This is a genomic window from Paenibacillus praedii, assembly GCF_049725345.1.
GTDB lineage: Bacteria > Bacillota > Bacilli > Paenibacillales > Paenibacillaceae > Pristimantibacillus.
Genome location: NZ_JBMWAM010000002.1, coordinates 151,146 through 175,041, shown reverse-complemented (window position 1 = coordinate 175,041; position 23,896 = coordinate 151,146). Strand labels below are relative to the sequence as shown.

General features: G+C 47.6%; 26 protein-coding genes and 1 riboswitch. All 26 genes read left to right on the top strand.

The annotated features are described in order from the left end of the window. The first annotated feature begins 206 nt into the window (after positions 1–206). The 26 genes from ACO9K6_RS03420 (at position 207) to ACO9K6_RS03295 (ending at position 23,836) form a co-directional block, all read left to right on the top strand. Entirely contained in the window at positions 207–1,427 is a 1,221-nt protein-coding gene (locus ACO9K6_RS03420) for a D-alanyl-D-alanine carboxypeptidase family protein (protein ID WP_424766131.1), read from the top strand. Positions 1,428–1,609: 182 nt separating this feature from the next. Beyond that, positions 1,610–1,963 carry an anti-sigma F factor antagonist gene (spoIIAA, locus tag ACO9K6_RS03415; protein ID WP_424766130.1) on the top strand — a complete coding sequence of 118 codons (354 nt, stop codon included), beginning with the start codon at positions 1,610–1,612 and terminating at the stop codon, positions 1,961–1,963. After that, a complete protein-coding gene (gene spoIIAB, locus ACO9K6_RS03410) occupies positions 1,960–2,406 on the top strand; it encodes an anti-sigma F factor (RefSeq protein WP_424766129.1) in 447 nt (148 codons plus the stop codon). The genes spoIIAA and spoIIAB overlap by 4 nt, the downstream gene beginning before the upstream one ends. A gap of 19 nt (positions 2,407–2,425) precedes the next feature. Further along, entirely contained in the window at positions 2,426–3,181 is a 756-nt protein-coding gene (gene sigF / locus ACO9K6_RS03405) for an RNA polymerase sporulation sigma factor SigF (RefSeq protein WP_424766128.1), read from the top strand. Between the two features lie 114 nt (positions 3,182–3,295). Next, entirely contained in the window at positions 3,296–3,946 is a 651-nt protein-coding gene (locus ACO9K6_RS03400; protein WP_424766127.1) for a stage V sporulation protein AA, read from the top strand. Further along, positions 3,939–4,367, top strand: a complete 429-nt coding sequence (locus ACO9K6_RS03395; protein ID WP_424766126.1) for a stage V sporulation protein AB — start codon at positions 3,939–3,941, stop codon at positions 4,365–4,367. The genes ACO9K6_RS03400 and ACO9K6_RS03395 overlap by 8 nt, the downstream gene beginning before the upstream one ends. Positions 4,368–4,392: 25 nt before the next feature. Then, the gene (locus tag ACO9K6_RS03390) at positions 4,393–6,030 is read left to right on the top strand and encodes a spore germination protein (protein WP_424766125.1); all 1,638 of its coding nucleotides are present in this window, start codon (positions 4,393–4,395) and stop codon (positions 6,028–6,030) included. 132 nt (positions 6,031–6,162) lie between these two features. Next, positions 6,163–7,494 (top strand): diaminopimelate decarboxylase, encoded by a 1,332-nt coding sequence (lysA, locus tag ACO9K6_RS03385; RefSeq protein ID WP_424766124.1) that lies wholly within the window; start codon positions 6,163–6,165, stop codon positions 7,492–7,494. 52 nt (positions 7,495–7,546) lie between these two features. Continuing rightward, complete coding sequence (locus ACO9K6_RS03380) at positions 7,547–7,978, top strand: peptidylprolyl isomerase (protein WP_424766123.1); 432 nt, start codon at positions 7,547–7,549, stop codon at positions 7,976–7,978. A 33-nt stretch (positions 7,979–8,011) separates the two neighbouring features. After that, positions 8,012–8,219, top strand: a riboswitch (FMN riboswitch). Positions 8,220–8,440: 221 nt separating this feature from the next. Continuing rightward, positions 8,441–9,544, top strand: a complete 1,104-nt coding sequence (gene ribD / locus ACO9K6_RS03375) for a bifunctional diaminohydroxyphosphoribosylaminopyrimidine deaminase/5-amino-6-(5-phosphoribosylamino)uracil reductase RibD (protein WP_424766122.1) — start codon at positions 8,441–8,443, stop codon at positions 9,542–9,544. 72 nt (positions 9,545–9,616) lie between these two features. Continuing rightward, complete coding sequence (ribE, locus tag ACO9K6_RS03370) at positions 9,617–10,276, top strand: riboflavin synthase (RefSeq protein WP_424766121.1); 660 nt, start codon at positions 9,617–9,619, stop codon at positions 10,274–10,276. A gap of 87 nt (positions 10,277–10,363) precedes the next feature. Next, entirely contained in the window at positions 10,364–11,599 is a 1,236-nt protein-coding gene (locus tag ACO9K6_RS03365; RefSeq protein ID WP_424766120.1) for a bifunctional 3,4-dihydroxy-2-butanone-4-phosphate synthase/GTP cyclohydrolase II, read from the top strand. 23 nt (positions 11,600–11,622) lie between these two features. Further along, positions 11,623–12,093: a 6,7-dimethyl-8-ribityllumazine synthase gene (ribH, locus tag ACO9K6_RS03360; RefSeq protein WP_424766119.1), complete on the top strand. Its 471-nt coding sequence runs from the start codon at positions 11,623–11,625 to the stop codon at positions 12,091–12,093. A 34-nt stretch (positions 12,094–12,127) separates the two neighbouring features. Beyond that, entirely contained in the window at positions 12,128–12,907 is a 780-nt protein-coding gene (locus ACO9K6_RS03355) for a segregation and condensation protein A (RefSeq protein WP_424766118.1), read from the top strand. Further along, positions 12,876–13,478, top strand: a complete 603-nt coding sequence (gene scpB, locus ACO9K6_RS03350; protein ID WP_424766117.1) for an SMC-Scp complex subunit ScpB — start codon at positions 12,876–12,878, stop codon at positions 13,476–13,478. The genes ACO9K6_RS03355 and scpB overlap by 32 nt, the downstream gene beginning before the upstream one ends. A 58-nt stretch (positions 13,479–13,536) precedes the next feature. Continuing rightward, a complete protein-coding gene (locus ACO9K6_RS03345; protein WP_424766116.1) occupies positions 13,537–14,205 on the top strand; it encodes a DUF2953 domain-containing protein in 669 nt (222 codons plus the stop codon). Then, positions 14,202–14,699 (top strand): GerW family sporulation protein, encoded by a 498-nt coding sequence (ytfJ, locus tag ACO9K6_RS03340; RefSeq protein WP_424766115.1) that lies wholly within the window; start codon positions 14,202–14,204, stop codon positions 14,697–14,699. Before ACO9K6_RS03345 ends, ytfJ begins: the two co-directional genes overlap by 4 nt. 134 nt (positions 14,700–14,833) lie before the next feature. After that, on the top strand, positions 14,834–16,018 hold the full coding sequence (locus ACO9K6_RS03335; protein WP_424766114.1) for a D-alanyl-D-alanine carboxypeptidase family protein: 1,185 nt from the start codon (positions 14,834–14,836) through the stop codon (positions 16,016–16,018). Between the two features lie 76 nt (positions 16,019–16,094). Further along, on the top strand, positions 16,095–16,751 hold the full coding sequence (locus tag ACO9K6_RS03330) for a nucleoside recognition domain-containing protein (RefSeq protein ID WP_424766113.1): 657 nt from the start codon (positions 16,095–16,097) through the stop codon (positions 16,749–16,751). A 25-nt stretch (positions 16,752–16,776) separates the two neighbouring features. Beyond that, positions 16,777–17,280 carry a spore maturation protein gene (locus ACO9K6_RS03325; protein ID WP_424766241.1) on the top strand — a complete coding sequence of 168 codons (504 nt, stop codon included), beginning with the start codon at positions 16,777–16,779 and terminating at the stop codon, positions 17,278–17,280. Positions 17,281–17,334: 54 nt separating this feature from the next. After that, positions 17,335–18,078 carry a pseudouridine synthase gene (locus tag ACO9K6_RS03320; protein ID WP_424766112.1) on the top strand — a complete coding sequence of 248 codons (744 nt, stop codon included), beginning with the start codon at positions 17,335–17,337 and terminating at the stop codon, positions 18,076–18,078. An 87-nt stretch (positions 18,079–18,165) separates the two neighbouring features. Continuing rightward, positions 18,166–18,696: a redoxin domain-containing protein gene (locus tag ACO9K6_RS03315; protein ID WP_424766111.1), complete on the top strand. Its 531-nt coding sequence runs from the start codon at positions 18,166–18,168 to the stop codon at positions 18,694–18,696. An 11-nt stretch (positions 18,697–18,707) separates the two neighbouring features. After that, the gene (gene resB / locus ACO9K6_RS03310; RefSeq protein WP_424766110.1) at positions 18,708–20,372 is read left to right on the top strand and encodes a cytochrome c biogenesis protein ResB; all 1,665 of its coding nucleotides are present in this window, start codon (positions 18,708–18,710) and stop codon (positions 20,370–20,372) included. Then, positions 20,369–21,628 (top strand): cytochrome c biogenesis protein CcsA, encoded by a 1,260-nt coding sequence (gene ccsA / locus ACO9K6_RS03305; protein ID WP_424766109.1) that lies wholly within the window; start codon positions 20,369–20,371, stop codon positions 21,626–21,628. Before resB ends, ccsA begins: the two co-directional genes overlap by 4 nt. Before the next feature lie 27 nt (positions 21,629–21,655). Next, complete coding sequence (locus ACO9K6_RS03300; RefSeq protein ID WP_424766108.1) at positions 21,656–22,372, top strand: response regulator transcription factor; 717 nt, start codon at positions 21,656–21,658, stop codon at positions 22,370–22,372. Then, entirely contained in the window at positions 22,373–23,836 is a 1,464-nt protein-coding gene (locus ACO9K6_RS03295; protein ID WP_424766107.1) for a HAMP domain-containing sensor histidine kinase, read from the top strand. The last annotated feature ends 60 nt before the right edge of the window (positions 23,837–23,896 follow it).

The following is a 23,896-nucleotide window of genomic DNA, read 5'->3' as shown; positions in this document are numbered from 1 at the left end:
CAAAGGACAGCTTTTTTTTGCGCAAAAAAAAAGCGGTACAGCATTTTTCTTCTGACCGCTTTATTTGTTCCATCAGTCTATGGAATATTTTTCATCTAAAAGGTTAACACTAAAGAGGAAAATATAACCGAATTATACGTAACAATCGGTGAAATACAATCGAAAGCGTGTGCTTCCGAAGCGATTTTTGCTTCGCAAAAATTTTAATGGAGGGGATTCTGTTGAAACACCGTTCTATCAAGCTATGTATACTTATTCTTGCATTCGCGTTAGCATGGCCCGCGACTTTATTTGCTGCTGTGGAGCCTAAGCCTGCTCCGCCCCCCGCACCTAATAGTCAGACGGCGCCTGCCGTTAATCTGGCGACTTCGGCTCGCTCGGCGATTTTGATGGACGCAGATTCAGGCACGGTTATTTATGAAAGGAATAGCCATGACAAGCTGCCGCCAGCAAGTATTACGAAAATTATGACTTTGCTGCTTATTATGGAGGCTCTGGACGACGGCAAAATTAAATTAAGTGACAATGTCCAAACGAGCGAGTATGCGGCATCAATGGGTGGATCACAAATCTTCCTAGAGCCGGGAGAAGTGATGACGGTTGACGATATGATAAAAGGAATTGCGCTCGCTTCAGGCAACGATGCCTCTGTAGCGATGGCGGAGAAGCTTGCAGGCACAGAACAGCAATTCGTCGCGATGATGAATGAACGTGCGCAGCAGCTTGGGATGAAGGATACGAATTTTGTCAATCCAAATGGGTTGCCTGTGCCAAACCATTTCACGTCAGCACATGACATCGCAATCATGTCCAAGGAGCTCCTCAAGCATACAGAGGTAACAAAATATACCGGTCTGTATCAGGATTATTTGCGCAAAACCTCAGAAAAACCATTTTGGCTTGTGAATACGAACAAGCTGGTCCGTTTTTACAGCGGTGCGGATGGCTTGAAGACCGGTTTTACAAGCGAAGCGAAATATTGTTTATCAGCAACTGCGAAGCGCGATAATATGCGTGTTATTGCCGTGGTCATGGGCGAGCCGGATACGAAGACAAGAAACGCTGAGGTGTCCCAAATGTTCGACTATTCGTTCGCGCAATATATGAACTACCCCATTATTAAAGAAGGGGAGTCCATGGGAACGCTCCAGATTGAAAAGGGTGTAGCTCCGCAGCTGCCGCTTGTTGCTAAGCATGCCTATAGTGTTCTGCTGAAAAAAGGAAGCTCTACTAAGGATATTCGCTACGAGCTTAAAATTGATGGACCTCTGAAAGCGCCGATTCAGCTGGGACAGCCAATCGGTAAGCTTGTTGTCTACCAGGGCGACAAGGAGTTGAAGCAGTTTGATGTCGACGCGCCTTTATCTGTTGAACGGGCGGGCTGGTGGAGATTGCTGAAGCGCTCTTTCTCCGGCCTATTAACGTAGTTTTATGCTGATTATTTCAAGCATTTCAAGCAGAAGCTTATTTGACTCACATTTTGTCAGCTGTTAGCAAGTTACTTCTAGTTTTGTCGGCATGCAGGAATTGGTCTTCTTTTTGGAGAATTGCTAGTTCTATCTCGGCAAATTTAAGTTTGAATTGAACCTAGAGGAGTTGAACAGCCACAATGAGTCTGCAAGCAGAATTGGAGCATTATCGCAATGTGCTGATCGTACGCCTGCGAGGAGAGCTAGACCATCATACGGCTGATGTCGTTCGCTATAAGATGGAGGAGGCACTGCTTCGCGGCACCAGCGATCACATTATTCTCAGTCTGAAGGAACTGCAGTTCATGGACAGCTCCGGCCTTGGCGTCATTCTGGGCAGATACAAGCAAGTGAAGAGCAAGGGCGGCAAAATGGTTGTCTGCGACGTCAATCCGAGCGTGTATCGCTTGTTCGAGCTCTCGGGCTTGTTCAAAATTTTGACGATTTACGATAATGAACGTACCGCAATTTCCAGCTTGGAGGTGGTGTCATGAATGGATCGAACGAAATGACGCTTTCCTTCAGCGCTCGCTCGGAGAACGAAGCCTTCGCACGAATTGCGGTTGCTGCATTTGTGTCTCAGCTTGATCCGACGCTGGAGGAGCTGAATGATTTGAAGACAGCCGTATCGGAAGCAGTGACGAACGCGATCATCCACGGATACGAAAGCGATGCTTCTTGCCAAGTAGCGATCGAAGCAAAAATTGAAGGTGATTGTGTATCCATCATCGTGTCGGACAACGGGCGCGGCATTGAAGACTTAGAGCTTGCCCGTCAGCCGCTCTTTACGTCAAAGCCGGAGCTTGAGCGTTCCGGGATGGGCTTTACGATTATGGAAAATTTTACGGACCGCTTCGAGGTTTCCAGTACGTCAGGCGGGGGAACTCGCGTTGAAATGCTGAAGCGGATCGAATCGAAAAAAGCACTCTACAATTAGTGCATAGGGGTTGAGCCTCATGGATGTCGGTTTGAAGCAAACGGCCCAGCCATACTTGGATGATGCGGAAGTGAAGCGACTCATTGCGCTAAGCCAATCGGGCGACACGCTCGCACGAGATACACTCGTTCAGTGCAATATTCGGCTCGTTTGGTCCGTCGTTCAGCGTTTCATTAATCGTGGTTATGAGCCAGAGGATTTGTTCCAGATCGGCTGTATCGGACTTCTCAAATCGGTGGACAAGTTTGATTTGTCCTATGATGTGAAGTTTTCGACTTACGCAGTGCCGATGATTATTGGTGAAATCCAACGGTTTTTGCGCGATGACGGCACGTTGAAGGTTAGCAGATCCCTCAAGGAAACGGCCAACAAGGTTCGTAAAATGAAGGATGAGCTGTCTAAAACGTTAGGACGATTGCCGACCATCAGCGAGGTAGCAGATCGACTCGGCATTACGCCGGAGGACGTTGTTTTCGCCCAGGAAGCGAATAAACCACCCACGTCCATTCATGAAACGGTGTTTGAGAACGATGGCGATCCGATTACGCTGATGGACCAGATTGCGGATGAATCGCAGGAGCGTTGGTTCGATAAGCTTGCGCTTGTCGAAGCGATTGAGGGTCTCAGCGAACGAGAGCGGCTAATCGTGTATTTGCGCTATTACCGCGACAAAACGCAATCCGAAGTAGCGAGCAGGCTTGGAATATCGCAGGTGCAGGTGTCACGGCTGGAGAAAAAAATATTGCAATCCATTAAAGACCAAATCGCCCTTTAAGGCGGCTTGGTCTTTTCCTTTTTTTACCTTAGTTCGCATGAGTATCCGAATCAACCTTTTCTCATACTAAATGGGAAACAAACGCCAAAGCTAAAGCAGAAGGGAGGCGGACAGGTGGGAGCATATACACAATCAGTTCTTTATCTGCGCCTCAAAAAAAGAATTTACATTAAGCCGCAGCATGATGTCACACTTGGTCAAGCCTCGCGTATGCTGGCTGCCAATGAATCAGTTGAGCGACAGCTCAAGGATCTGGTGCTCTATGAGCATAAGAGAGCGGATGGAAATCGCGTTGTTATTGATTTACTGCAAATTGTCAAGCGGATAAGAGAGCTTATGCCGGAATTGACAGTTGAGGCATATGGTGACCCCCAAGTGCTCGTCATGGTGGCAGAAAAGCCGGTGAAGCCTCGTATACCGGTGCTCATTTTCGCATGGCTGCTGTTGTTTTTTGGCTCGGGGCTCGCGATCATGAATTTTCATACTGATGTCAATATGAAGGAGGTTCATATTCGAATCGTCGAGCTCGTTACTGGAGAGAGAACGAAGCATCCGTTATGGTTTCAGATCCCTTACTCGCTGGGGATCGGTCTTGGCATGGTGCTGTTCTTCAATCACTTGTTCCGCAAGCGGTTCAATGAGGAACCGAACCCATTAGAGGTGGAGCTTTATATGTATCAGGAAAATGTAAATGCATACGTCATTGCCGATGAAATGCGCAAGAAAGCAGACTATGATCAGACGCAGGACAAGTCGAATGGTTAACATCGCGCCCAATATATTCGTTGTCCTTCTCGGCTTGGCTGGCGGGCTCGCAGTAGGTAGCGGTTTAGTGGCATTGCTGATCGTATTGGACCTTATTCCTCGTTTAGCCCAGCTCGCCAATGCCTATCGCATATCCGTGTGCTTTGAAACGGCCATCATATGCGGCTCGCTGTATTGGACATTTGCCGATTTCTTGGATTGGAAGCTCAAATTGCCGCCTGGCATTTTTATGAGCATGTCGGGTCTGTTCGATGGAATATTTGTGGGTATGCTTGCTGCAGCATTAACAGAGGTGTTGAACGTGCTGCCGATTCTAGCAAAAAGAATGCAGCTTTCCGAGTATATGATTGCATTGGTTATGGCAATGGTTGTCGGGAAATCATTAGGCTCACTGTTTGACTGGCTTGTTTTTCAATGGTAGAACATTACAAATGAGGTGACGGAAAATGAGGGAGTCTCAAACAGAACAAGGAACAGAGATCGGTAAAATGGGATCGCCTCCGTATATGGAATTATCTGAGGAGCAGCAGGGCGAGGAAGCAAGTGATAAATTGCAGGAGTCTATTATCACAGCTTCCAAGCGTCAAAAATTGACTAGCTCGATCTCCTCGAATGAGGAAGAGAAAGAATCTATCCCGACGGAGCTGGATGTCATTTTGCATCGTTTAGAGGATGAAATCGGTTATAAAACGAGCTTCGACGTCGTGGTGAGGGAAATGACGTTCGGTGAGCGGAGAACGGCCATGGTATGCATGAACGGATTGGTGAAGGACAGCATTCAGACGGAGGTGCTCAAACGTTTAACTTTTCTTTCACCTGATGAGGTATCGAGCCATGCTCTGCATTCGTTTTTAGAGTATTATGTGCCTGCTGTGCAGGTAACGACAGCGGATGATTGGAATAAAGTGATTATGCAGGTGTTATCGGGCGCTTCGGCGTTGTATATCGACGGTGAGTCTAGCGCAATCATGATCGACGCCAAGGCTTTTCCGGCACGGGGACCTGAGGAGCCTTCGCTTGAGAAGGTCGTGCGCGGCAGCAGAGACGGCTTTGTCGAGACACTGATGATGAATGTTTCGCTCGTTCGCAGACGACTGCGGGACCCGCAGCTTCGGTACGAGATCATGCAGGTTGGCGAACGGACGAAGACGGATGTATGTATTGCCTACGTGAATGACATCGTTGATAAAGAGCTCTTGAAATCAATTAAGGATAAAATTAGGATGGTCAAGTTGGACGGTCTGCCCCTTGCGGACAAGCAGCTGGAGGAGGCGACGGTCAAGCGCGGCTGGAATCCGTTTCCGCTTGTCCGCTATTCGGAGAGGCCGGATACGGTTGCGGCTCATTTGCTGGAGGGCGCAGTCGCGGTCTTCGTTGACACCTCGCCGAGTGTGATGACCCTGCCGACGACCTATACGGATTTAATGCAGCACGCAGAAGAAAATAGGCAAACACCGTTTATTGGCACATACCTGCGCTGGGTGAGGTTTATCGGTATTGCCGCTTCGCTGTTTATGCTCCCGCTTTGGCTGCTTTTCGTCCTGCATCCTGAACTCAAGCCAGCAGCATTATCGTTTCTAGGGCCTTCCGAAACGGGAAAACTACCATTGGTGGTTCAGTTTCTGCTGGCTGAGATTGGCGTAGACCTGCTAAGAATGGCTTCTGTACATACACCAACCTCGCTAGCAACGGCCATGTCGCTCGTCGCCGCCATTTTGATCGGCGATATTGCGGTGAAAACAGGCGTTTTTGTAAATGAGGTCATCTTATATATGGCGATCGCAGCAATCGGGATGTTCGCTACGCCAAGCTATGAGCTTGGATTAGCGAATCGGATTGTACGGTTAGTGCTAATCATAGCGGTGGCCGCCTTCAGTGTACCCGGCTTCATCGTTGCGACGACGGCCATCATGCTGATGCTCATCTGCGAGCGTTCCTTCAATCGTCCTTACTTTTGGCCGATTATTCCTTTTGATATGAAGGCGCTCTGGGGAATTATCATCAGACAGCCCGTGCTGCACAACCGGACGCGTCCAAATTTATTGAAGGCGCAGCAGCGTGACAAGATGCCGCAAACGGAGTGAATTCATAAAAATGCAAATGAAATGTGAATTTATCCATTTCTCAAGCGGATAGATTGCGTTATACTTATGCTATTGATGCAAATTCTATCCTTTCTATTTGCTTGCAGATAGAAGAAAGATGAGGGGAAATAAATGTACTTACATGGAACTAGTAAAATTAACGCAAACGGTAATTTGGAAATTGGCGGCTGCGATGTAGTTGATTTGGCCAGCCAATTCGGCACGCCGCTATATATTGTTGATGAAGCTCTCGTACGTCAGCGCGCAAGCGAATATGTCGAGGCGTTCAAAGCCTCTGGACTGAAATTTCAGGTTGCTTATGCAAGCAAAGCTTTTAGCGTCATGGCGATGTGCGCAATTGCTGAGCAAGAGGGATTATCATTAGACGTGGTATCCGATGGTGAGCTTTATACGGCTATGCAAGCGGGCTTTCCTGCAGAGCGCATTCACTTCCACGGCAACAACAAAACGCCTGAAGAGATCAATATGGCGCTTGACGCAGGTATTGGCTGCTTCGTAGTGGATAACTTCCTGGAGCTGGAACTTCTAAATGCACTTGCAGGCGAAAAAGGCAAAAAAGTTAATATTTTGCTTCGTATCACGCCTGGCGTGGAAGCACACACCCATGATTATATTTCGACTGGCCAGCAGGATTCTAAATTTGGCTTTGACCTCGGTAACGGCGCTGCTAAGCAAGCGATCCAAGAGGCCATTGCGCTTCCAAACCTAAATGTTCTCGGCGTTCACTCCCATATCGGCTCGCAAATTTTCGAGGTGGAAGGCTTCCGTATGGCGGTGGACAAGGTTGCTGATTTTGCAGTAGCTGTTCGCAACGAGCTTGGACTGACGTTTAAAGTCATCAACCTCGGTGGAGGCTTTGGCATTCGTTATGTGGAAGGCGACACACCGCTTCCGATTAGCGAGTATGTAGCTGCGATCACAGGAGCGATCATCTCGAACTTCACGAAGGCAGAATTTCCATTGCCTGAAATTTGGGTCGAGCCGGGCCGCAGCATGGTCGGTGATGCGGGTACAACGCTCTATACGGTCGGTACCAGCAAAAATATTCCTGGCGTTCGCAAATATATCGCTGTTGACGGCGGCATGACGGACAACCCACGCCCAGCGCTTTACCAATCGAAGTATGAAGCTGTGCTTGCTAACCGCGCCAATGATCCCGTGGAAGAAACCGTATCGATTGCCGGCAAATGCTGCGAGAGCGGTGATATGCTGATTTGGGATCTCGAATTGCCGAAAGCAAAATCTGGGGATTTGCTTGCCGTGTTCTGCACAGGTGCCTACAACTACGCAATGGCAAGCAACTATAATCGTATCCGCCGTCCAGCTGTCGTCTTCGTTAAGGACGGACAAGCAGACCTGGCCGTTAAGCGTGAATCGCTTGAAAATATTGTTTGTAATGACGTAATTCCGGCAAGACTTCAAAAATCATCGCTTGCGAAATAAGAGCGTTATTGGTAACGTAGATTTATTCAGATAAAGAAAGGTTGATGCAGTAATGGCAAAACAAGCAAAAATTACACTAGCAAACGGCGGAGAAGTTGTTATTGATATGTTCGATCAAGATGCGCCGAATACAGTAGCAAACTTTGAGAAACTAGCAAATGAGGGCTTCTATAACGGTCTATCGTTCCACCGCGTTATCCCAGGCTTTGTCGCTCAAGGGGGATGCCCGAACGGCACTGGTACAGGCGGTCCTGGCTACAAAATCAACTGTGAAATAAACCCTAACAAGCATGAACGCGGTACATTGGCTATGGCGCATGCTGGTCGCAACACAGGCGGAAGCCAATTCTATATCGCTTATGCGCCTCAACCACATCTTGATGGCGTTCATACCGTATTCGGCAAAGTTTCTAAAGGTATGGAGTTTGTTGATGCTGTTAAAGGCGGAGACAAAATGGAAAAGGTTGAAGTTGTCGAAGTTTAATGATAAGATACTTACTATAAATATGTAAGTGCAGCTTTCCTTCGGGGTAGGGTGAAATTCCCAACCGGCGGTGATCGGGGAGCGCAGGGGAATCGGGCAACCGAACTTCCTGCGCTCCTTGTAAGTCCGTGACCCGGGCTGATGGGCATGGCGACGGTATAAACCGACGTTTGCTCATTGGAACGGTGGACCTGGTGCGAATCCGGGACCGACAGTATAGTCTGGATGGGAGAAGGAGATGCATCGACAGCTATTTATTCATGCTTCTTTGTTTGTGTTTTATTTCACAAGCAATACAGGCTTGTTTCTTTAGCGTATTTTTACGAACCGGTATCGCAGCATTTGCGGCTTATTCGTGAGCGGCAGTTATTAGCTGGCTTTGTAGATCGGTTTTGTCGTTGTGCTCAATGAATTCTTTCATCACCCCTTCCGGTAAGTGTGCCGATAGGGGTGTTTTTTATTTTGGAAATCTTGAATGATGAGTATTATATGCAGCTTGCGCTTGAGCTTGCTGCAAGAGCAGCAGGACAGACTGGAATTAACCCGGTGGTCGGCTGCGTCGTTGTAAAGGATGGGCGAATCATTGGGGTTGGAACGCATTTGAAGCGCGGAACGGGCCACGCTGAGGTCCATGCCCTTCAGATGGCAGGCGATGATGCGGAAGGCGCAACGGTATATGTGACATTAGAGCCTTGCAGCCATTTTGGCAAAACGCCGCCCTGCTGCGAAAGAATTATTGCTGCCAAAGCGGCTAAAGTAGTCGTTGCAAGCGGTGATCCCAATCCTGAGGTGTCGGGCAGAGGGATTTCCAGGCTGCGCGAGGAGGGCATCGAAGTAACGGTTGGTGTCCTAGAGCAGCAATCACAGCAAATGAATGAGAAATTCAATAAATACATTTCGACCAAGTTGCCATTCGTCACTTTAAAAACAGCAAGTACGCTTGATGGGAAAATTGCCTCCAGAACCGGAGACAGCCGCTGGGTTACGGGGGCAATCGCCCGTGAGCAGGTCCATACGCTTCGACATCAGCACGAAGCGATCATGGTGGGGATTGGAACTGTGCTTACGGACGATCCATTGCTGAACACGAGAGCTGCTGTACCTGCCATTGACCCGATTCGGATTATCGTTGATTCGTCGCTGCGCTTGCCGCTAGAGGCAAGGGTAGTAACAAATCGCTTAGCGAGAACGATCGTATTGACTTCGTCCCAAGCTTCTGCGGACAAACGCGAAGCGCTGGAGAAGGCTGGTATAGAGGTCGTTGTATGCGGCAACAGCGAAAAAGTGGACTTACCGGACGCGATGCGCAAACTAGGCCAGCTGGAAATTGGCTCGATCCTCCTCGAGGGCGGCGGTCAGTTGAACGGAGCGATGCTGGAAGAGGGGCTTATCGATAAAATTATTCTTTACTATGCAGCCAAAATTATCGGGGGCGCTAACGCACCAGGCACATTTACCTTTAACGGCTTCGAAAAAATGGCCGATGCCATTGAACTGGAGAATATAAAGGTAGAAATGGCGGGCGAAGATATCTGTGTATCGGGCTATCCCGTATATACGAAGTAGGTTTGCAATTGCAAACTTTAGCTGATGCTTACGAGGCAGGTTTGCTATCTCAAACCTTGGAGGAGGACGTCGATGTTTACCGGATTAGTTGAAGAAGTGGGAAATATGAAGGGGATAACGAAGCAAGGAGAAGCGATGCGTCTGGTTATCGGGGCAGCTAAAGTATTAGATGGCGTTATGCTTGGCGATAGTATTTCGGTAAATGGCGTGTGTTTAACCGTAACCTCGTTCGATCGCGCTTCCTTCTCGGCGGATGTGATGCCTGAGACGTACCGGAAATCGAGCCTGCATCAGCTCCGCTCAGGCGAGCCTGTCAATTTGGAGAGGGCTATGCAAGCTGGGGCGCGTTTTGGCGGTCATATTGTACAGGGGCATATCGATGGTACAGGTCAAATCGTAACCCGAGAAGCAGATGCAAATGCGGTCGTATATAAAATTCGGCTGGATGATCCAGAGATGCTTCGCTATGTAATTCCGAAGGGCTCGATCACAATAGACGGAATAAGTCTTACGGTGGTTGACACTTCGTCACATTCGTTCAGAGTTTCGATCATTCCGCATACGCTCAGTGAAACGGCCTTGCAGCACAAGATAGCAGGCCACACCGTCAATATCGAATGTGACGTCATAGGCAAATACGTTGACCATCTGCTTCACTTCAAGCAGCCTGAAGCAGTAAGCGCAAAATCCAAGTTATCCACAACATTTCTGATGGAAAACGGATTTTTGTAATGCAGGTATGACTAAATAGCTAATTCAGCAGCTTAACCATAAAATAAGCATCCAAAATTGTTTGGTAGAAAAAGGAGGGAAACGCATATGGATCAAACAGATAAAATGTTTTTTGATCGAATTGAGGATGCATTGCATGATTTGAAGCTTGGGAAGCCGATCATTGTAGTGGATGATGAGGATCGCGAGAATGAAGGGGACCTTATCGCGCTGGCTGATAAGACGACGCCGGAGGTCATTAACTTCATGATTTCGGAGGCGCGCGGGCTCGTGTGCGTTCCAATTACGCAGGAAAGGGCGGAGGAGCTTGATTTGCCGCCAATGGTGTCACATAACACGGATTATCATGGAACGGCATTTACGGTATCAGTCGATTATGTCGGGACGACCACCGGAATCTCAGCCTATGAACGCTCACAAACGGTAAAAGCGCTCATTGATCCAACGAAGAAGGCATCGGATTTTAGAAGACCGGGTCATATTTTCCCGCTAATATCCAAGCCGGGAGGCGTACTGCGTCGTGCTGGACATACGGAGGCAGCGATAGATCTCGCGATTATGTGCGGTTCCGCGCCAGCGGCTGCGATTTGTGAAATCATTAAAGAGGATGGAACGATGGCGCGATTGCCCGATCTACTGCTCTTTAAAGAAAAACACAATCTAAAGCTCATTACGATTCAAGAATTGATTCAATACCGCAACGAGAAGGAAAAACTGGTCGAGCGTGCAGTAGATATTAAGCTGCCAACCGATTTCGGAACCTTCCGAGCGATTGCTTACACCAACATGCTCGATAGTAAAGAGCATGTGGCGTTAGTTAAAGGAGAAATCGATCCGTCAGTTGCAACGTTAGTTCGAGTCCACTCCGAGTGCTTAACCGGGGACGTGTTCCACTCGCACCGTTGTGACTGCGGACCGCAGCTGGAAGCCGCTCTGAAGCAAATTGAAGAAGTGGGCAGCGGTGTTCTGCTTTATATGCGGCAAGAGGGCAGAGGCATCGGTTTAATTAATAAATTGAAGGCCTATGAGCTGCAGGAGCAGGGCCTGGATACCGTTGACGCAAATTTAAAGCTTGGCTTTCCGGCCGATTTGCGAGATTATGGTATTGGCGCGCAAATATTGAAGGATCTTGGCATCCGCAAAATTCGCCTGCTCACGAACAATCCGCGTAAAATAAAAGGCCTGGAAGGCTACGGGCTGGAGGTTGTCGAGCGTTTACCGATCCAAATGGAAGCGAATGAGGACAACAAAGGGTACTTAAGTACAAAGAAATCTAAGCTAGGACATTTACTGCGTTTTGAAGAACAAGACTACAAAATATAAATTTTCGGAAGGATGAATGTAAAATGGCACGAATTTATGAAGGACATTTAGTATCAGAGGGTTTAAAATATGGAGTAGTGGTAGGACGTTTCAATGAGTTTATTTCAAGCAAGCTGCTCAGTGGCGCATTGGATGCTTTCAAGCGTCATGGCGCGCAGGAGGAAGATGTGGAGGTGGCTTGGGTTCCAGGCGCCTTCGAAATTCCTTTAATCGCTCAAAAAATGGCAGAAAGCGGCAAGTATGACGCGGTTATTACTCTTGGCGCCGTTATTCGCGGATCGACTCCTCATTTTGACTTTGTTTGCAATGAAGCGGCAAAGGGTGTAGCAGCAATTGCGCTTAAAACCGGTGTACCGACTATTTTCGGTGTACTGACAGTCGATTCGATCGAGCAAGCGATTGAGCGTGCGGGCACGAAAGCAGGCAACAAAGGTTATGAAGCAGCTGCCAGTGCAATCGAAATGGCGAATTTGACCAAGCAATTGCAGGGATAAGCGGCTAACCTAGTTAAGGCGGGAGGAAATAGGCGTGTCAGTGCTCTATAAGCTGGAATCCTTTGAGGGTCCGCTTGATCTGTTGCTTCACTTAATAGATAAGGCTGAAATTGATATCCATGAAGTATCGATCAGCGAGATTACGATTCAGTATATGGAATACCTGAATGCATTGAAGGAGCTGGAGCTTGATGTCACGAGCGAATTTCTTGTTATGGCGGCTACGCTCTTAGCTATGAAAAGCAAGCAGCTTCTCCCTAAGCCTCCCGTATTTGAGGATGATTATGAGGACTGGCCGGATGATGGCTTAGATCCGCGAGACGAGCTTATTCAGAAGCTCGTCGAATATCGCAAGTTCAAGCAAATAGCTGAGCAGCTGCGCGAGAAGGAATTCGAACGCAGTCTCGTCTATTCGCGCGAGCCCGAGGATATGACTCCTTTCATGAAGGAGGAAAAGGTTAATCCGGTTGAAGGACTGCATGTGTCGGACTTGATCGCGGCTTTCCAGAAGGCGCTCAAGCGTGCGGCAAGACGTGATATTGTTGCAACCGTGCAGCGCGATGAAATTTCAGTGAAGGATCGTATTCAGGATATTATAGAAATTCTGAAGCAGTTCGAAACGGTCAGATTTTCCAAGCTCGTTCGAGAAAATATGAATCGGCACGAGGTCGTGGCCACCTTCCTAGCTATACTTGAGCTCATGAAGATGAAGCATATCCGCTGCTTCCAGCATCAGCTGTTTGACGATATCGTCATTCATTGGAGAGGAGAATCTTCGGGAAGTGGATTATCCGAAATTGAAGACAATTATTGAGGGTCTGCTGTTTATGGCGGGCGATGAAGGATTAACGAAACGCCAGCTCGCTGACATTTTAGAGCTTGATGCTGATCTAGCAACCGATTTGGTGTATGATTTGCAGCGGGATTTGGAAAGAGAAGGCCGTGGTGTTCAAATTGCCGAGGTAGCTTCCACCTATAGACTTACAACGCATCCGGAGCATGCGCCGTATTTTGAACGGATGGCCTACACACCTACGCGTGCACAGCTCTCGCAGGCTGCGCTCGAGACGCTGTCTATCGTTGCATACCGCCAGCCAATTACTAGAATTGCAATTGAAGAGATTCGCGGTGTAAAAAGCGATAGAGCGATTGCATCGCTCGTATCGAAGGACTTAATTGAAGAGGTAGGTCGTGCAGAGGCGATCGGAAGGCCAATCTTGTATGGAACGACAAAATCATTTTTGGATTATTTCGGATTACCCTCGATCAAGGATCTGCCGGAGCCTGGAAATGTGGATATCGACGATGCGCTTGAGGAGCAGACTCAGCTTCTGTTCGAACGCCTGGATGGGCGTCAAATGACAATTGAAGAAATTAAAGAATGAGATTTGACCGCCGGGTCATACTATATTCAACCCATTTTAGGGAAACGGAGGAAGCATCATGATGCTCAGTTACCCTTACGGTTGGATAACGGCGGCCGGTCTCTTTTTTTTGCTCATATTGATGGTGCTTCTCTTTTCTCCAGTTGTCATTAATGGACATTTGCGCCGATTGGGAAGCAATGATGATGCAGAATTAAATGTAAAAGCTCTATACGGCCTTATTAAATATCGTGTTAAGGTGCCAACTATCCAATTTACAGGAACGTCTGTCGAGCTCAAGGAGCAGGTGTCGTCGTCTAACGCAGGGATTGACACGTGGAAGCAATTCAGCGAGGATATCGATGCGGATAAAGTAGTAAATGCGATGGAACGATTCAAGCACATTTTACAAATGACAATAGATTTAACCGGTTGGGCAAGAAAAACATTAACGAAGGTTAGACTTGTAGAATGGAACTGGAACACTTCTGTTGGTACAGGTGATGCGATGTGGACGGCAATGGCTACAGGATTCATCTGGTCAGTCAAAACGTCGGTCATTGGTGTACTATCGCAAATGGTTAAGCTGAAGACAGAGCCTAAAATGATTGTCCAGCCGATTTATCAGCATCCTGCTTTTACAACAGAGCTGTCATGCATAGCTCAAATCCGCTTCGGTTATGCTATCCTTGCCGGGCTGCAGCTATTAGTTCGCATGAAGAAGGTGAAAGGAGGCGTCAAAGCATGACAGAACATCCTATTCAAGGCTTAATGCAAACCGCGATGGAAAATATTAAAGAAATGGTCGACGTCAATACGATCGTAGGAGACCCTGTTCAAACGCCGGACGGCAGCATCATTATGCCTATCTCGAAAGTGGGCTTCGGATTTGTAGCAGGGGGCAGTGACATTCGGTTAGATGATGCCGAGCATAAAGGCGCAGCACAATCCGATGCGCATAACGCATCTGTAGCCATGCCGTTTGGCGGCGGAAGCGGCGGCGGTGTTTCGATTACCCCTATAGCATTTCTAGTCGTTGGCACGCATGGTGTGAAAATCGTGCCGCTTGACAATCAGACGCATTTGCTTGAACGGGTTATAGATTCAGCGCCGCATGTATTTGATAAGCTGCAAGCCATGATGAAGAAACCGTCCACGAGTGCCGGCATGGGCACATCCTATACGGATCCGTCACAAACGATAATCGCTGGGCGCGTGGAAACTAATGATCACCTCCTATGACATAACTGCCCGAGAGGGCAGTTTTTCATTTTTGTTCGCATGATTTCGTCTAGAGCAGAGTGTACAGGCATATACTGAAATAGGTAAGTGCAGAAGCTTGAACAATTAACGCTGCGAGAGGGGAAAGTAAACAGATGTATTCGAAGAAGCTGCAACGGGCTATGGCGTTGGGGCTGTTTTTCGCAATGATGCTGGGGACAAGCTTGACGCCGTATGCGAGCGCTGCTCCAAAACCAATGCATACGAAAGCGAAAGCATCGGCGCTCATTGATGTTGAGTCAGGCCGATTGTTGTACAGCAGTAATGGCGACACTTCCATGAGAATAGCGAGCCTAACAAAAATAATGACGGCCATTGTTGCTATCGAACATGGCAAATTAACCGATATGGTCAAAACGAGCAAGCGCGCATACCGAAGAGAAGGATCCTCCATTTACCTTCAGCTAGGAGAGAAAATGAGCTTGCTGAATATGCTGTACGGGCTCATGCTTCGTTCAGGTAATGATGCGGCAACGGCTATCGCAGAGCATGTTGGAGGTTCCGAGGAGGGCTTTGTGCACCTCATGAACGAGAAGGCTGTTTTTCTCGGTTTAAAGCAGACGCAATTCAAAAATCCGCATGGCTTAGACGAGGAGGGGCACTATTCTTCCGCCAACGATTTGGCCAAGCTTACAGCATATGCATTGAAAAATAAAGTGTTTGCTGAAATTGTAAGCACGCGTGTGAAAAAAGTGCCGAATCCTCACGCTACATGGGATTACAGCTATACGAACAAAAATAAAATGCTGACCATGTATGAAGGCGCCGATGGTGTCAAAACGGGTTATACCAAAAAAGCATTGCGCTGCTTAGTCAGCTCAGCCACCAGATCAGGCCAGCAGCTTGCTTCAGTCACCATCAATGATAGTGATGATTGGGCAGATCATCGCAGACTGCTGGATTGGGGCTTCGAGTACTATCCGTTGAAGCAGATGGCGGTTAAAGGCCAAGCCATCGCAGGTTATCCTTACGCGATCGGTCAGTCCTTTAAATATCCGGTTGAACTAGAGGAATTGAACAATATAACGTCAAAGCTTGTCCTGTATGATGCGGGAACAACGCGCTACGCATTAGGCGAGCGAGGTGCTCTGGAGTGGTATATGAATAACCGTAAAATAGGCACAGTACCGGTGTTCGATGAAGGCAGCATCAGATTGCGGCTGCCTTCGACGTCGAAAGCAGAGCATCAAACCTTATTGGATTATGAGAAAGCTTCTTATTCTAAACTAAGGGCTGTGTTAATAGATTCCATTACGAAAGTGCTGCATGCCTTGTTTTGAATTTCCGGATAAGAATGCGCGGGAGACGCTTTCTAGTTCCAAATGGTCGTCAGCAGTAAAAGGGGAGGCTGCTTGTATGGTGAATTGGATATGGCTGTTCTTTATTGTAGCCAGCGTTGTGGTTGCAGCAATAACTGGTAAAATGGATGCGGTGACGCAGGCTGCGTTTGAAGGAGCAAAATCAGGCGTCACCGTCAGCTTTGGTCTGATCAGTATTATGGTATTCTGGCTGGGTATGATGCGTATTGCCGAGGATGCGGGGCTTTTGAAGAAGCTGGCTCGTATGCTGGGACCGATGGTAAGAATGCTTTTTCCTGATGTTCCTCGGAACCATCCCGCAATCGGCTACATCATGAGTAATTTGAGCGCTAATTTATTTGGTCTCGGCAATGCAGCAACGCCAATGGGAATTAAAGCGATGCAGGAGCTGCAAAAGCTTAATCCTGATCAGACGACGGCAACGCCTGCCATGTGTACGCTGCTTGCGCTGAATACTTCAAGTATAACGATTATACCGACGACATTGATTGCGATTCGAATGAATTACGGCTCTGCGAATCCTGCTGAAATTATCGGAACAACACTTGCTGCAACCTTTATAGCTACTACCGCAGCCATACTCGCAGATCGATGGTACAGAAGAAAATCTCCTCCTCCTTTATCCCTAAATAAGGACTCCTTCACTAAACCTCAAAGCTCAAAAACGGGAGCGGGAGGTGAATCGGTTGTATAATTTCTTCTCGAGCTTGTCCGCTTGGATGATTCCTGCCATCATTGTGTTCATTCCGCTTTATGCTGCGCTGCGGCGCAAAGTTCCTGTTTATGAGACGTTTGTTGAGGGAGCAAAGGATGGTTTCGGAACAGCGATTAATATTATTCCGCATCTAGTAGGTATGATGGTGGCCATAAGCATGTTTCGGGCATCGGGGGCATTGGAAATGATGTTATCTGCCGTGAAGCCTTTGTTCGATTGGATAGGAATTCCAAGTGAAGTGCTCCCATTAGCGATACTGCGACCTTTAACAGGCGCAGGTTCACTAGCTTTTACAGCGGATTTGATTCAGACCTTTGGACCCGATTCGATGATCGGAAGAATTGCATCAACCATCCAAGGCAGTACAGACACAACTCTTTACGTGCTTACTGTTTATTTTGGCGCTATCGGTATTAGGCGCACTCGTTATGCGTTGAAGGTTGGTCTTTTTTCAGATATAGTTGGATTTTTCGCTGCTATTTTCATTTGCTTGTACATATTCGGGTAAGGGTGCTTGTACTTTGTTGTCCATATCGTTATGATGGAGAATGAGGTGAAACACATGGAACGTTTACAGAAAATTTTAGCCGCAGCGGGCATCGCCTCCCGTCGCAAATGTGAAGAAATGATTTTGGCGGGTATGGTGGAGGTCAACGGGGAGAAGGTCACGACGCTTGGCATGAAGGCTGACCCTGCGGTGGATGCCATTACGGTGAATGGTAAACCGATCAGAAGCGAGAAGAAGCTCTACCTGATGCTTAACAAATCAAAGGGTGTTATAACAAGCGCTAAGGATCCGCAAGGCCGCAAGGTGGTTTCTGATTTCCTGCCTGGCATCAAAGAGCGCGTGTACCCGGTCGGCCGTTTGGATTACGATACGGAAGGCTTGCTTATTCTTACGAATGATGGCGAATTCGCGAACTTGCTGACGCATCCAAGCCATCACGTACCGAAAACTTATCGTGCCACCGTCAAAGGGATACCACACGGCTCCGGGCTGGAGCAGCTTCAAAAGGGTATTAAGCTCGAGGACGGTATGACATCTCCAGCAGAGGTCGAATATCACGATATCGATACGGAGAATAACGAGGCTACGATTACGATTACGATCTTTGAGGGACGTAACCGTCAAGTGCGTCGGATGTTCGAAGCTATTGGTCATAAAGTAATTAGACTTAAGCGGATTCGATTCGGAGAAATTGGGCTCGATAACCTCGGGAGAGGCAAGTATCGTCACCTTACGCCGGATGAAATACAGGAGCTGTTTTCAATCGCACGCAAGACACATAAAGTTCATAAAAAGTAATCGACGGCGGCAGTAATTGCCGTCGAATTTTCGTTATAATGGAGTTATTCGAGGCTATGCAGACAGAAGCTGGTGGTGATAGTATTTATGGGAAAGTCGCGTAAAACGGTACAGGTTTTCATATTGTTAGCCGTGTTAATTATCGGCGGTTATGCAATTGGATCTACGTTATTTGCCTCCGACGATAAAGAGCCTTTGAAGGAAGGCAGCGAGCCGCCTCCATTCGAGCTGGCGGATCTGGACGGAAATTTGGTGAATCTGTCCGATTATAAAGGAAAGCCTGTTGTAGTCAACTTCTGGGGCACCTTCTGCCCACCCTGCGTGAAGGAAATGCCTGAATTTGAACGGCAGCATCACAAGTGGAAGGACAAGGATCTTGTTATTCTGGCAATAAATCTCAGCGAGGATACGTTGACCGTGAATAATTTCGTGAAGCGATTTGAATTGAATTATCCAATTCTGCGCGATGTGAATCGACGTACTGAACGCAGCTATGAGCTTAGATCGTATCCAACGACCTTTTTCATAAAGCCTGATGGCACCATCATGGAAATTAAAGTGGGCGGAATGACGGAATTGGATATTAATGAACGGATTGAACGTCTGCTTCAGCTGTAGGAGGTTTTATTGTGTTAGCGGTAGAAAACACGAAATGTGAATGCGGGCATCAAAATTCGGTCGGCACCGTGCTTTGCGAAAGCTGCGGTAAGCCGCTCGAACAAAATGACACATCTGATTTGCCTTTGGAAATGCGGTATGACGGCGTTGCCCGGAGATCGCAAAAGAGCAATCCGAATTTCATTGATCGGATATGGAATTTTTTCTCTTCTGTCAAAATCGCAATTTATCTGATTGTGCTTACTTTTTTGACAGCTATGCTAGGAACGATATATCCGCAAGAAAACACGTTTATCAATAACTTTGATCCGTCGGTTTACTATGAGCAGACTTACGGACTGCCAGGCAAATTATATTATTTGCTGGGCTTGTCGCATACCTATGAAACCTGGTGGTTTATCGGACTGCTTGTGATGATTGGCACTTCGCTTGTCATCTGCAGTCTCGATCGTGTGCTTCCGCTGTATCGTGCGCTGAACAAACAGCAAATTCGTAAGCACCAGCAGTTTATTCATCGTCAAAAGGCAGTGTTTAAACATACGATCGAAGGAGACGCCGATCAATGGGTGGAGCAATTCGGAGCGCAGCTAAAGCGCAAAGGCTATCGCGTGCATCGGGACGGAACGGCGCTGCTTGCCGAGAAAAACAGATTCAGCCGTTGGGGACCCTATATAAATCATATCGGCCTCATTCTTTTTCTTTTGGCTATTTTGGCCCGTAGTTTTCCTGGTTTTCAAATGGACAGCTATATTACGATTCGTGATGGAGAAACGCTTCAAATTCAGGAAACGAATTACTACGTGAAAAACGAGAAGTTTACGATTGAGTTTTATTCAGATGACGAGCTACCAGAGCAGCTTCGAGGAACGTTAAGAGCTAAGCTGTTCGAGACAAAAGCCGTACTTTACGAATGTGTCAGCAATTGCGGCGATCCATACCAGGAGCCAGTCCTTCAAGAGGTAAAGCGCCATGACATTATCGTAAATGAACCGCTTGAATATAAAGGGCTTAAGCTCTTTCAATTCGATTTTGACTTGACGCCTCGATTGAACGCGGTGCATCCGGTGCTGGTGGACAAGCAGACGGGACAAACCTATGGCCCGTTTGATCTGCCCATGAAAGATGCGGCTTTGCAGCATAAGCTAGGGCCTTATACGCTTGACTTGTATGCGAACTATATGGAATTTGCAATTGACGAGAATGGCGAGCCGACGACCTTGTCCCGTGATCCTATTGCGCCGGCATTTGTCTTCACCGTTAAGGGGCCAGGCTTGGATCCGGCGGGCGAGCCTTATATGTACTTCCCGATGCAGAAGGATAAGGTGAAATTTGCGCAGGATACGATCAATAAGGCTCTTCTCGATAAAATCGAGATTAAAGTAGACGGGATGGAGAATGTAGATTTCTCAGAGGCGGCAACGCATTTGAACATTCGCATGGACAAGGCGCTGCCTTATGTATGGATCGGAGCTATTTTCTCCATGATTGGACTGCTGATGGGCTCTTACTGGCAGCATCGACGCATTTGGCTCCGCGTTGATGACAATGAGCTCTCACTTGGAGCTCACACGAACAAAAACTGGTACGGTATGCGTTCAGATATTGCGGGAACGCTTCAGAGGATAGGGATAACCGTAGATCCGAAGTCGCTTGATAACGGAGGGAGAAACGCGTGAGTTTAGTCGATTTTAGCAGCGATGCGTTTATGGTCGCATTTTTTCTTTACTGCTTTGCTTTTATGTTTTATATGATTGCGATGGCGGGCAAAAAATGGAGCAATCGCGATCCTCTGCTGCATGAGCAGCGGTGGGGCCGAATCGCTTTCATTACATCCAGCCTTGGCTTGGCATCACATTTGACTTTTTTCTTTACGCGCTGGGCGGGAAGCGGTCAAATTCCAACCAGCAATATGTATGAATTCATGACATTTCTTGGAATGTCAATCATGATCGCCTTCACGATCGTCTACGCCATATACCGTAAGACGCTTCTAGGCATGTTCAGCGTACCTTTAGCAATCATTATTATCGCATATGCCTCCGTCTTTCCTCAGGAGGTTCAACCGCTGATACCGGCGCTTAATTCCGTTTGGCTGAAGGTACACGTTACGACAGCGGCGCTTGGCGAAGCCTTCTTCGCCGTTGGCTTCGCAGCAGGATTGATGTATTTGCTAAGAGTCGTTGATTTCAAGGGGAAAACGAAGGAAGCACGCAGATCTCAATTTTGGGTTGAGTTTTCTTTGTACTCTATTATTGTTATTGTAGGATTTATTGTAGCCGTATTTGCGTTCCGCGGGTTAGGCTATGAAGCTCATTTTACACAATCAATGTCGAACATTGATTCGAGAGGTGTCGAGTCGACAACAACGGAAACGGTTGATTATACGCTTCCGCCTATCGTTAAGCCATATAATAGCGAAGTGGTCAGCATGGATTCCTTCCTAGGCATGAACGCGCCGATCTTGGAAGCTCCGGATTGGATGAACGGCGTAAATGCCGGTAGAAAGCTGAATACCGTTATCTGGTCGATTATTGCAGGTACACTGCTATATGGTTTACTTCGGCTACTATTCCGCAAGCCTCTAGGTGCCGTCATTCATCCCGTTATGGAAGGTATTGATCCAGAGGATTTAGATGAAATCAGCTATAGAGCGATTGCTATCGGATTTCCAATATTTACGCTAGGTGCGCTCATATTTGCTATGATATGGGCAGAGATAGCCTGGGGGCGGTTCTGGGGTTGGGATCCTAAGGAAGTGTGGGCGCTTATTACTTGGCTTTACTACAGCGCGTATTTGCACTTCCGTCTATCCCGCGGCTGGCAAGGCAAAAAGTCGGCTTGGCTGGCTGTAATCGGCTTTGTTATCGTCTTGTTTACATTGGTTGGGGTTAACCTGGTCATTGCTGGTTTACATTCATATTCCGGAACCTAATCTCGGCGTGGAGAGGAGCAATAACAAATGTCTGATTATTCTAATCGTATCTTGGTCGTAGATGATGAAGAAAGAATTCGTCGTCTGCTCAAAATGTATTTGGAGAAGGAAGGCTATTCCATCGACGAGGCTGAAGATGGTGAGACGGCTCTTAGAATGGCATCGGGTACCGATTATGCGCTCATATTGCTTGACGTTATGCTTCCTGGCATCGATGGGGTAGAGGTATGCTCGCGTTTACGTCAAATCAAAGCGACTCCAGTAATCATGCTAACGGCAAAAGGGGAAGAAATGAACCGCGTGCAGGGCTTTGAGGTGGGAGCGGATGATTACGTCGTGAAGCCGTTCAGCCCCCGTGAGGTGATTTATCGAGTGAAGGCGATCTTGCGGCGTTCCTCGGCTACGGCCTTCCTTACGAAGGAAATTAACTCTAGCAATAACATTGTATTTCCTCATCTTGTGATCGAGCACGATGCGCATCGTGTGTCGGCAGGCGGTCAAGAGGTCAGCCTGACGCCGAAGGAATACGAGCTGCTTCATTATTTGGCAGTGTCGCCGGATAAGGTGTTTTCTCGTGAAGAGCTGCTCAAGGATGTTTGGAATTATGAATTTTTCGGTGACTTGCGGACTGTCGACACTCATGTAAAGCGTCTTCGCGAGAAACTGAACAAAGTATCGCCTGACGCTGCTGCGATGATTACAACGGTATGGGGCGTCGGATATAAGCTTGAGGTGCCTAAGTAAATGAATTTGTGGCAGCGCTTGGTCGGACGGCTGTGGCGCAGTGTAGTCGTTAAGCTTTGGGCAACGATTATACTGCTTGTCGCATTCGTATTGCTTATAGTTGGTGTATTTCTTCTTCAGTATGTTGATAGCTCTACTTTCGAGGATTCGCATGAGGTAAAGGTTCTTTTCGTGCTTACTGCGATTATAGGCTTTTCATTGTCAACTTTTTTTGCTTTCTTCTTATCGAAGAAAATTCAACAGCCGCTCCTTCAGCTAAAGCATGCGGCTGATTCAGTATCGCAAGGCGATTACAGCACGAGAGTGAGCACACGCTCCTCGGATGAGATTGGCGAGCTCGCTCATACGTTCAACCATATGACGGAGCAGCTCGATAAGCTCATTCATGATTTAAATCATGAGAAAAATCACCTGACAAGTATTTTACGAAGCATGGGTGACTCCGTTATTACGTTCGATGCCGAAGGCAAGGTGATCCTGACCAACCCGAGCGGTCATTTACTTATTAATCAATGGTCAGGTATAGAGCTCGTATGGCAGGAAGAGCTGTTTGATGGAGGGGCTGCGGATTCAGAGGTTCCAATCCCGCTTCGAGATCTCTATCAACGGGTTATGCAGGAAGGTCATGACGCGACGGAAAAAATCCATGTCTTGAGCAGCGTCTGGTCCGTTGTGATGGCTCCGCTACAATCGAAGGATATTGTACGCGGTGCCGTTGCGGTGATCCGCAACGTGACCGAGGAGCATAAGCTTGAGAAGCTGCGGAGAGATTTTGTGGCAAATATATCACATGAAATTAGAACGCCTCTCTCTATGCTGCAAGGTTATAGCGAAGCATTGTTGGATGATATCGTCGTATCCCCTGAGGAGCGCAAGGAGCTTGTACAGGTTATCTATGATGAATCTCTTCGGATGGGTAGATTAGTCAATGATTTCTTGGATATTGCACGGATGGAAGCTGGTCACGTCGATATGAATTTCCAAGAGCTTGATTTGAGACAAATCGTGAAGCGCGTGCATCGCAAGTTCCAGGTTTATGCGAAGGAACGGGTAGTGGTACTGCATGCTGAGCTCCCGAATGAACCGTTGCTCATGAAGGAAGCGGATGAGGACCGACTGGAGCAAGTATTGACCAATTTATTGGATAATGCCATAAGGCATACCCCGTCAGGAAAGTCGATTACAATTGCAGGCAGACACGCCCATGTTAGCGGCAAACCATTTATCCAGCTGAGTGTAACAGATGAAGGGCAGGGTATTTCTTCTGAGGATGTGCCTTATATATTCGAAAGGTTTTATAAGGCAGATAAAGCGCGAAAGCGTGGTTCTTCAGTCGGAACAGGCTTGGGGCTTGCGATCGTCAAAAATTTTGTGGACCTTCATCACGGACGTATCGTCGTCGAGAGTGCTCCCGGTGCTGGAACATCATTCACCTTGCTTTTGCCTGTCGAAGCCCATCAATAGTTGTCAAAGCGTTCCTTTAGGGAACGCTTTTTTTGTAGAATAGGGCAGATAATTCTTGTT

Excerpts from the sequence above, each read along its gene's own strand:
- ACO9K6_RS03420 (WP_424766131.1), top strand. The coding sequence starts at position 207 with ATGGAGGGGATTCTGTTGAAACACCGTTCTATCAAGCTATGTATACTT.
- spoIIAA (WP_424766130.1), top strand. The coding sequence starts at position 1,610 with ATGAGTCTGCAAGCAGAATTGGAGCATTATCGCAATGTGCTGATCGTA.
- spoIIAB (WP_424766129.1), top strand. The coding sequence starts at position 1,960 with ATGAATGGATCGAACGAAATGACGCTTTCCTTCAGCGCTCGCTCGGAG.
- sigF (WP_424766128.1), top strand. The coding sequence starts at position 2,426 with ATGGATGTCGGTTTGAAGCAAACGGCCCAGCCATACTTGGATGATGCG.
- ACO9K6_RS03395 (WP_424766126.1), top strand. The coding sequence starts at position 3,939 with ATGGTTAACATCGCGCCCAATATATTCGTTGTCCTTCTCGGCTTGGCT.
- ACO9K6_RS03390 (WP_424766125.1), top strand. The coding sequence starts at position 4,393 with ATGAGGGAGTCTCAAACAGAACAAGGAACAGAGATCGGTAAAATGGGA.
- lysA (WP_424766124.1), top strand. The coding sequence starts at position 6,163 with ATGTACTTACATGGAACTAGTAAAATTAACGCAAACGGTAATTTGGAA.
- ACO9K6_RS03380 (WP_424766123.1), top strand. The coding sequence starts at position 7,547 with ATGGCAAAACAAGCAAAAATTACACTAGCAAACGGCGGAGAAGTTGTT.
- ribE (WP_424766121.1), top strand. The coding sequence starts at position 9,617 with ATGTTTACCGGATTAGTTGAAGAAGTGGGAAATATGAAGGGGATAACG.
- ACO9K6_RS03365 (WP_424766120.1), top strand. The coding sequence starts at position 10,364 with ATGGATCAAACAGATAAAATGTTTTTTGATCGAATTGAGGATGCATTG.
- ribH (WP_424766119.1), top strand. The coding sequence starts at position 11,623 with ATGGCACGAATTTATGAAGGACATTTAGTATCAGAGGGTTTAAAATAT.
- ACO9K6_RS03345 (WP_424766116.1), top strand. The coding sequence starts at position 13,537 with ATGATGCTCAGTTACCCTTACGGTTGGATAACGGCGGCCGGTCTCTTT.
- ytfJ (WP_424766115.1), top strand. The coding sequence starts at position 14,202 with ATGACAGAACATCCTATTCAAGGCTTAATGCAAACCGCGATGGAAAAT.
- ACO9K6_RS03335 (WP_424766114.1), top strand. The coding sequence starts at position 14,834 with ATGTATTCGAAGAAGCTGCAACGGGCTATGGCGTTGGGGCTGTTTTTC.
- ACO9K6_RS03330 (WP_424766113.1), top strand. The coding sequence starts at position 16,095 with ATGGTGAATTGGATATGGCTGTTCTTTATTGTAGCCAGCGTTGTGGTT.
- ACO9K6_RS03325 (WP_424766241.1), top strand. The coding sequence starts at position 16,777 with ATGATTCCTGCCATCATTGTGTTCATTCCGCTTTATGCTGCGCTGCGG.
- ACO9K6_RS03320 (WP_424766112.1), top strand. The coding sequence starts at position 17,335 with ATGGAACGTTTACAGAAAATTTTAGCCGCAGCGGGCATCGCCTCCCGT.
- ACO9K6_RS03315 (WP_424766111.1), top strand. The coding sequence starts at position 18,166 with ATGGGAAAGTCGCGTAAAACGGTACAGGTTTTCATATTGTTAGCCGTG.
- ACO9K6_RS03300 (WP_424766108.1), top strand. The coding sequence starts at position 21,656 with ATGTCTGATTATTCTAATCGTATCTTGGTCGTAGATGATGAAGAAAGA.
- ACO9K6_RS03295 (WP_424766107.1), top strand. The coding sequence starts at position 22,373 with ATGAATTTGTGGCAGCGCTTGGTCGGACGGCTGTGGCGCAGTGTAGTC.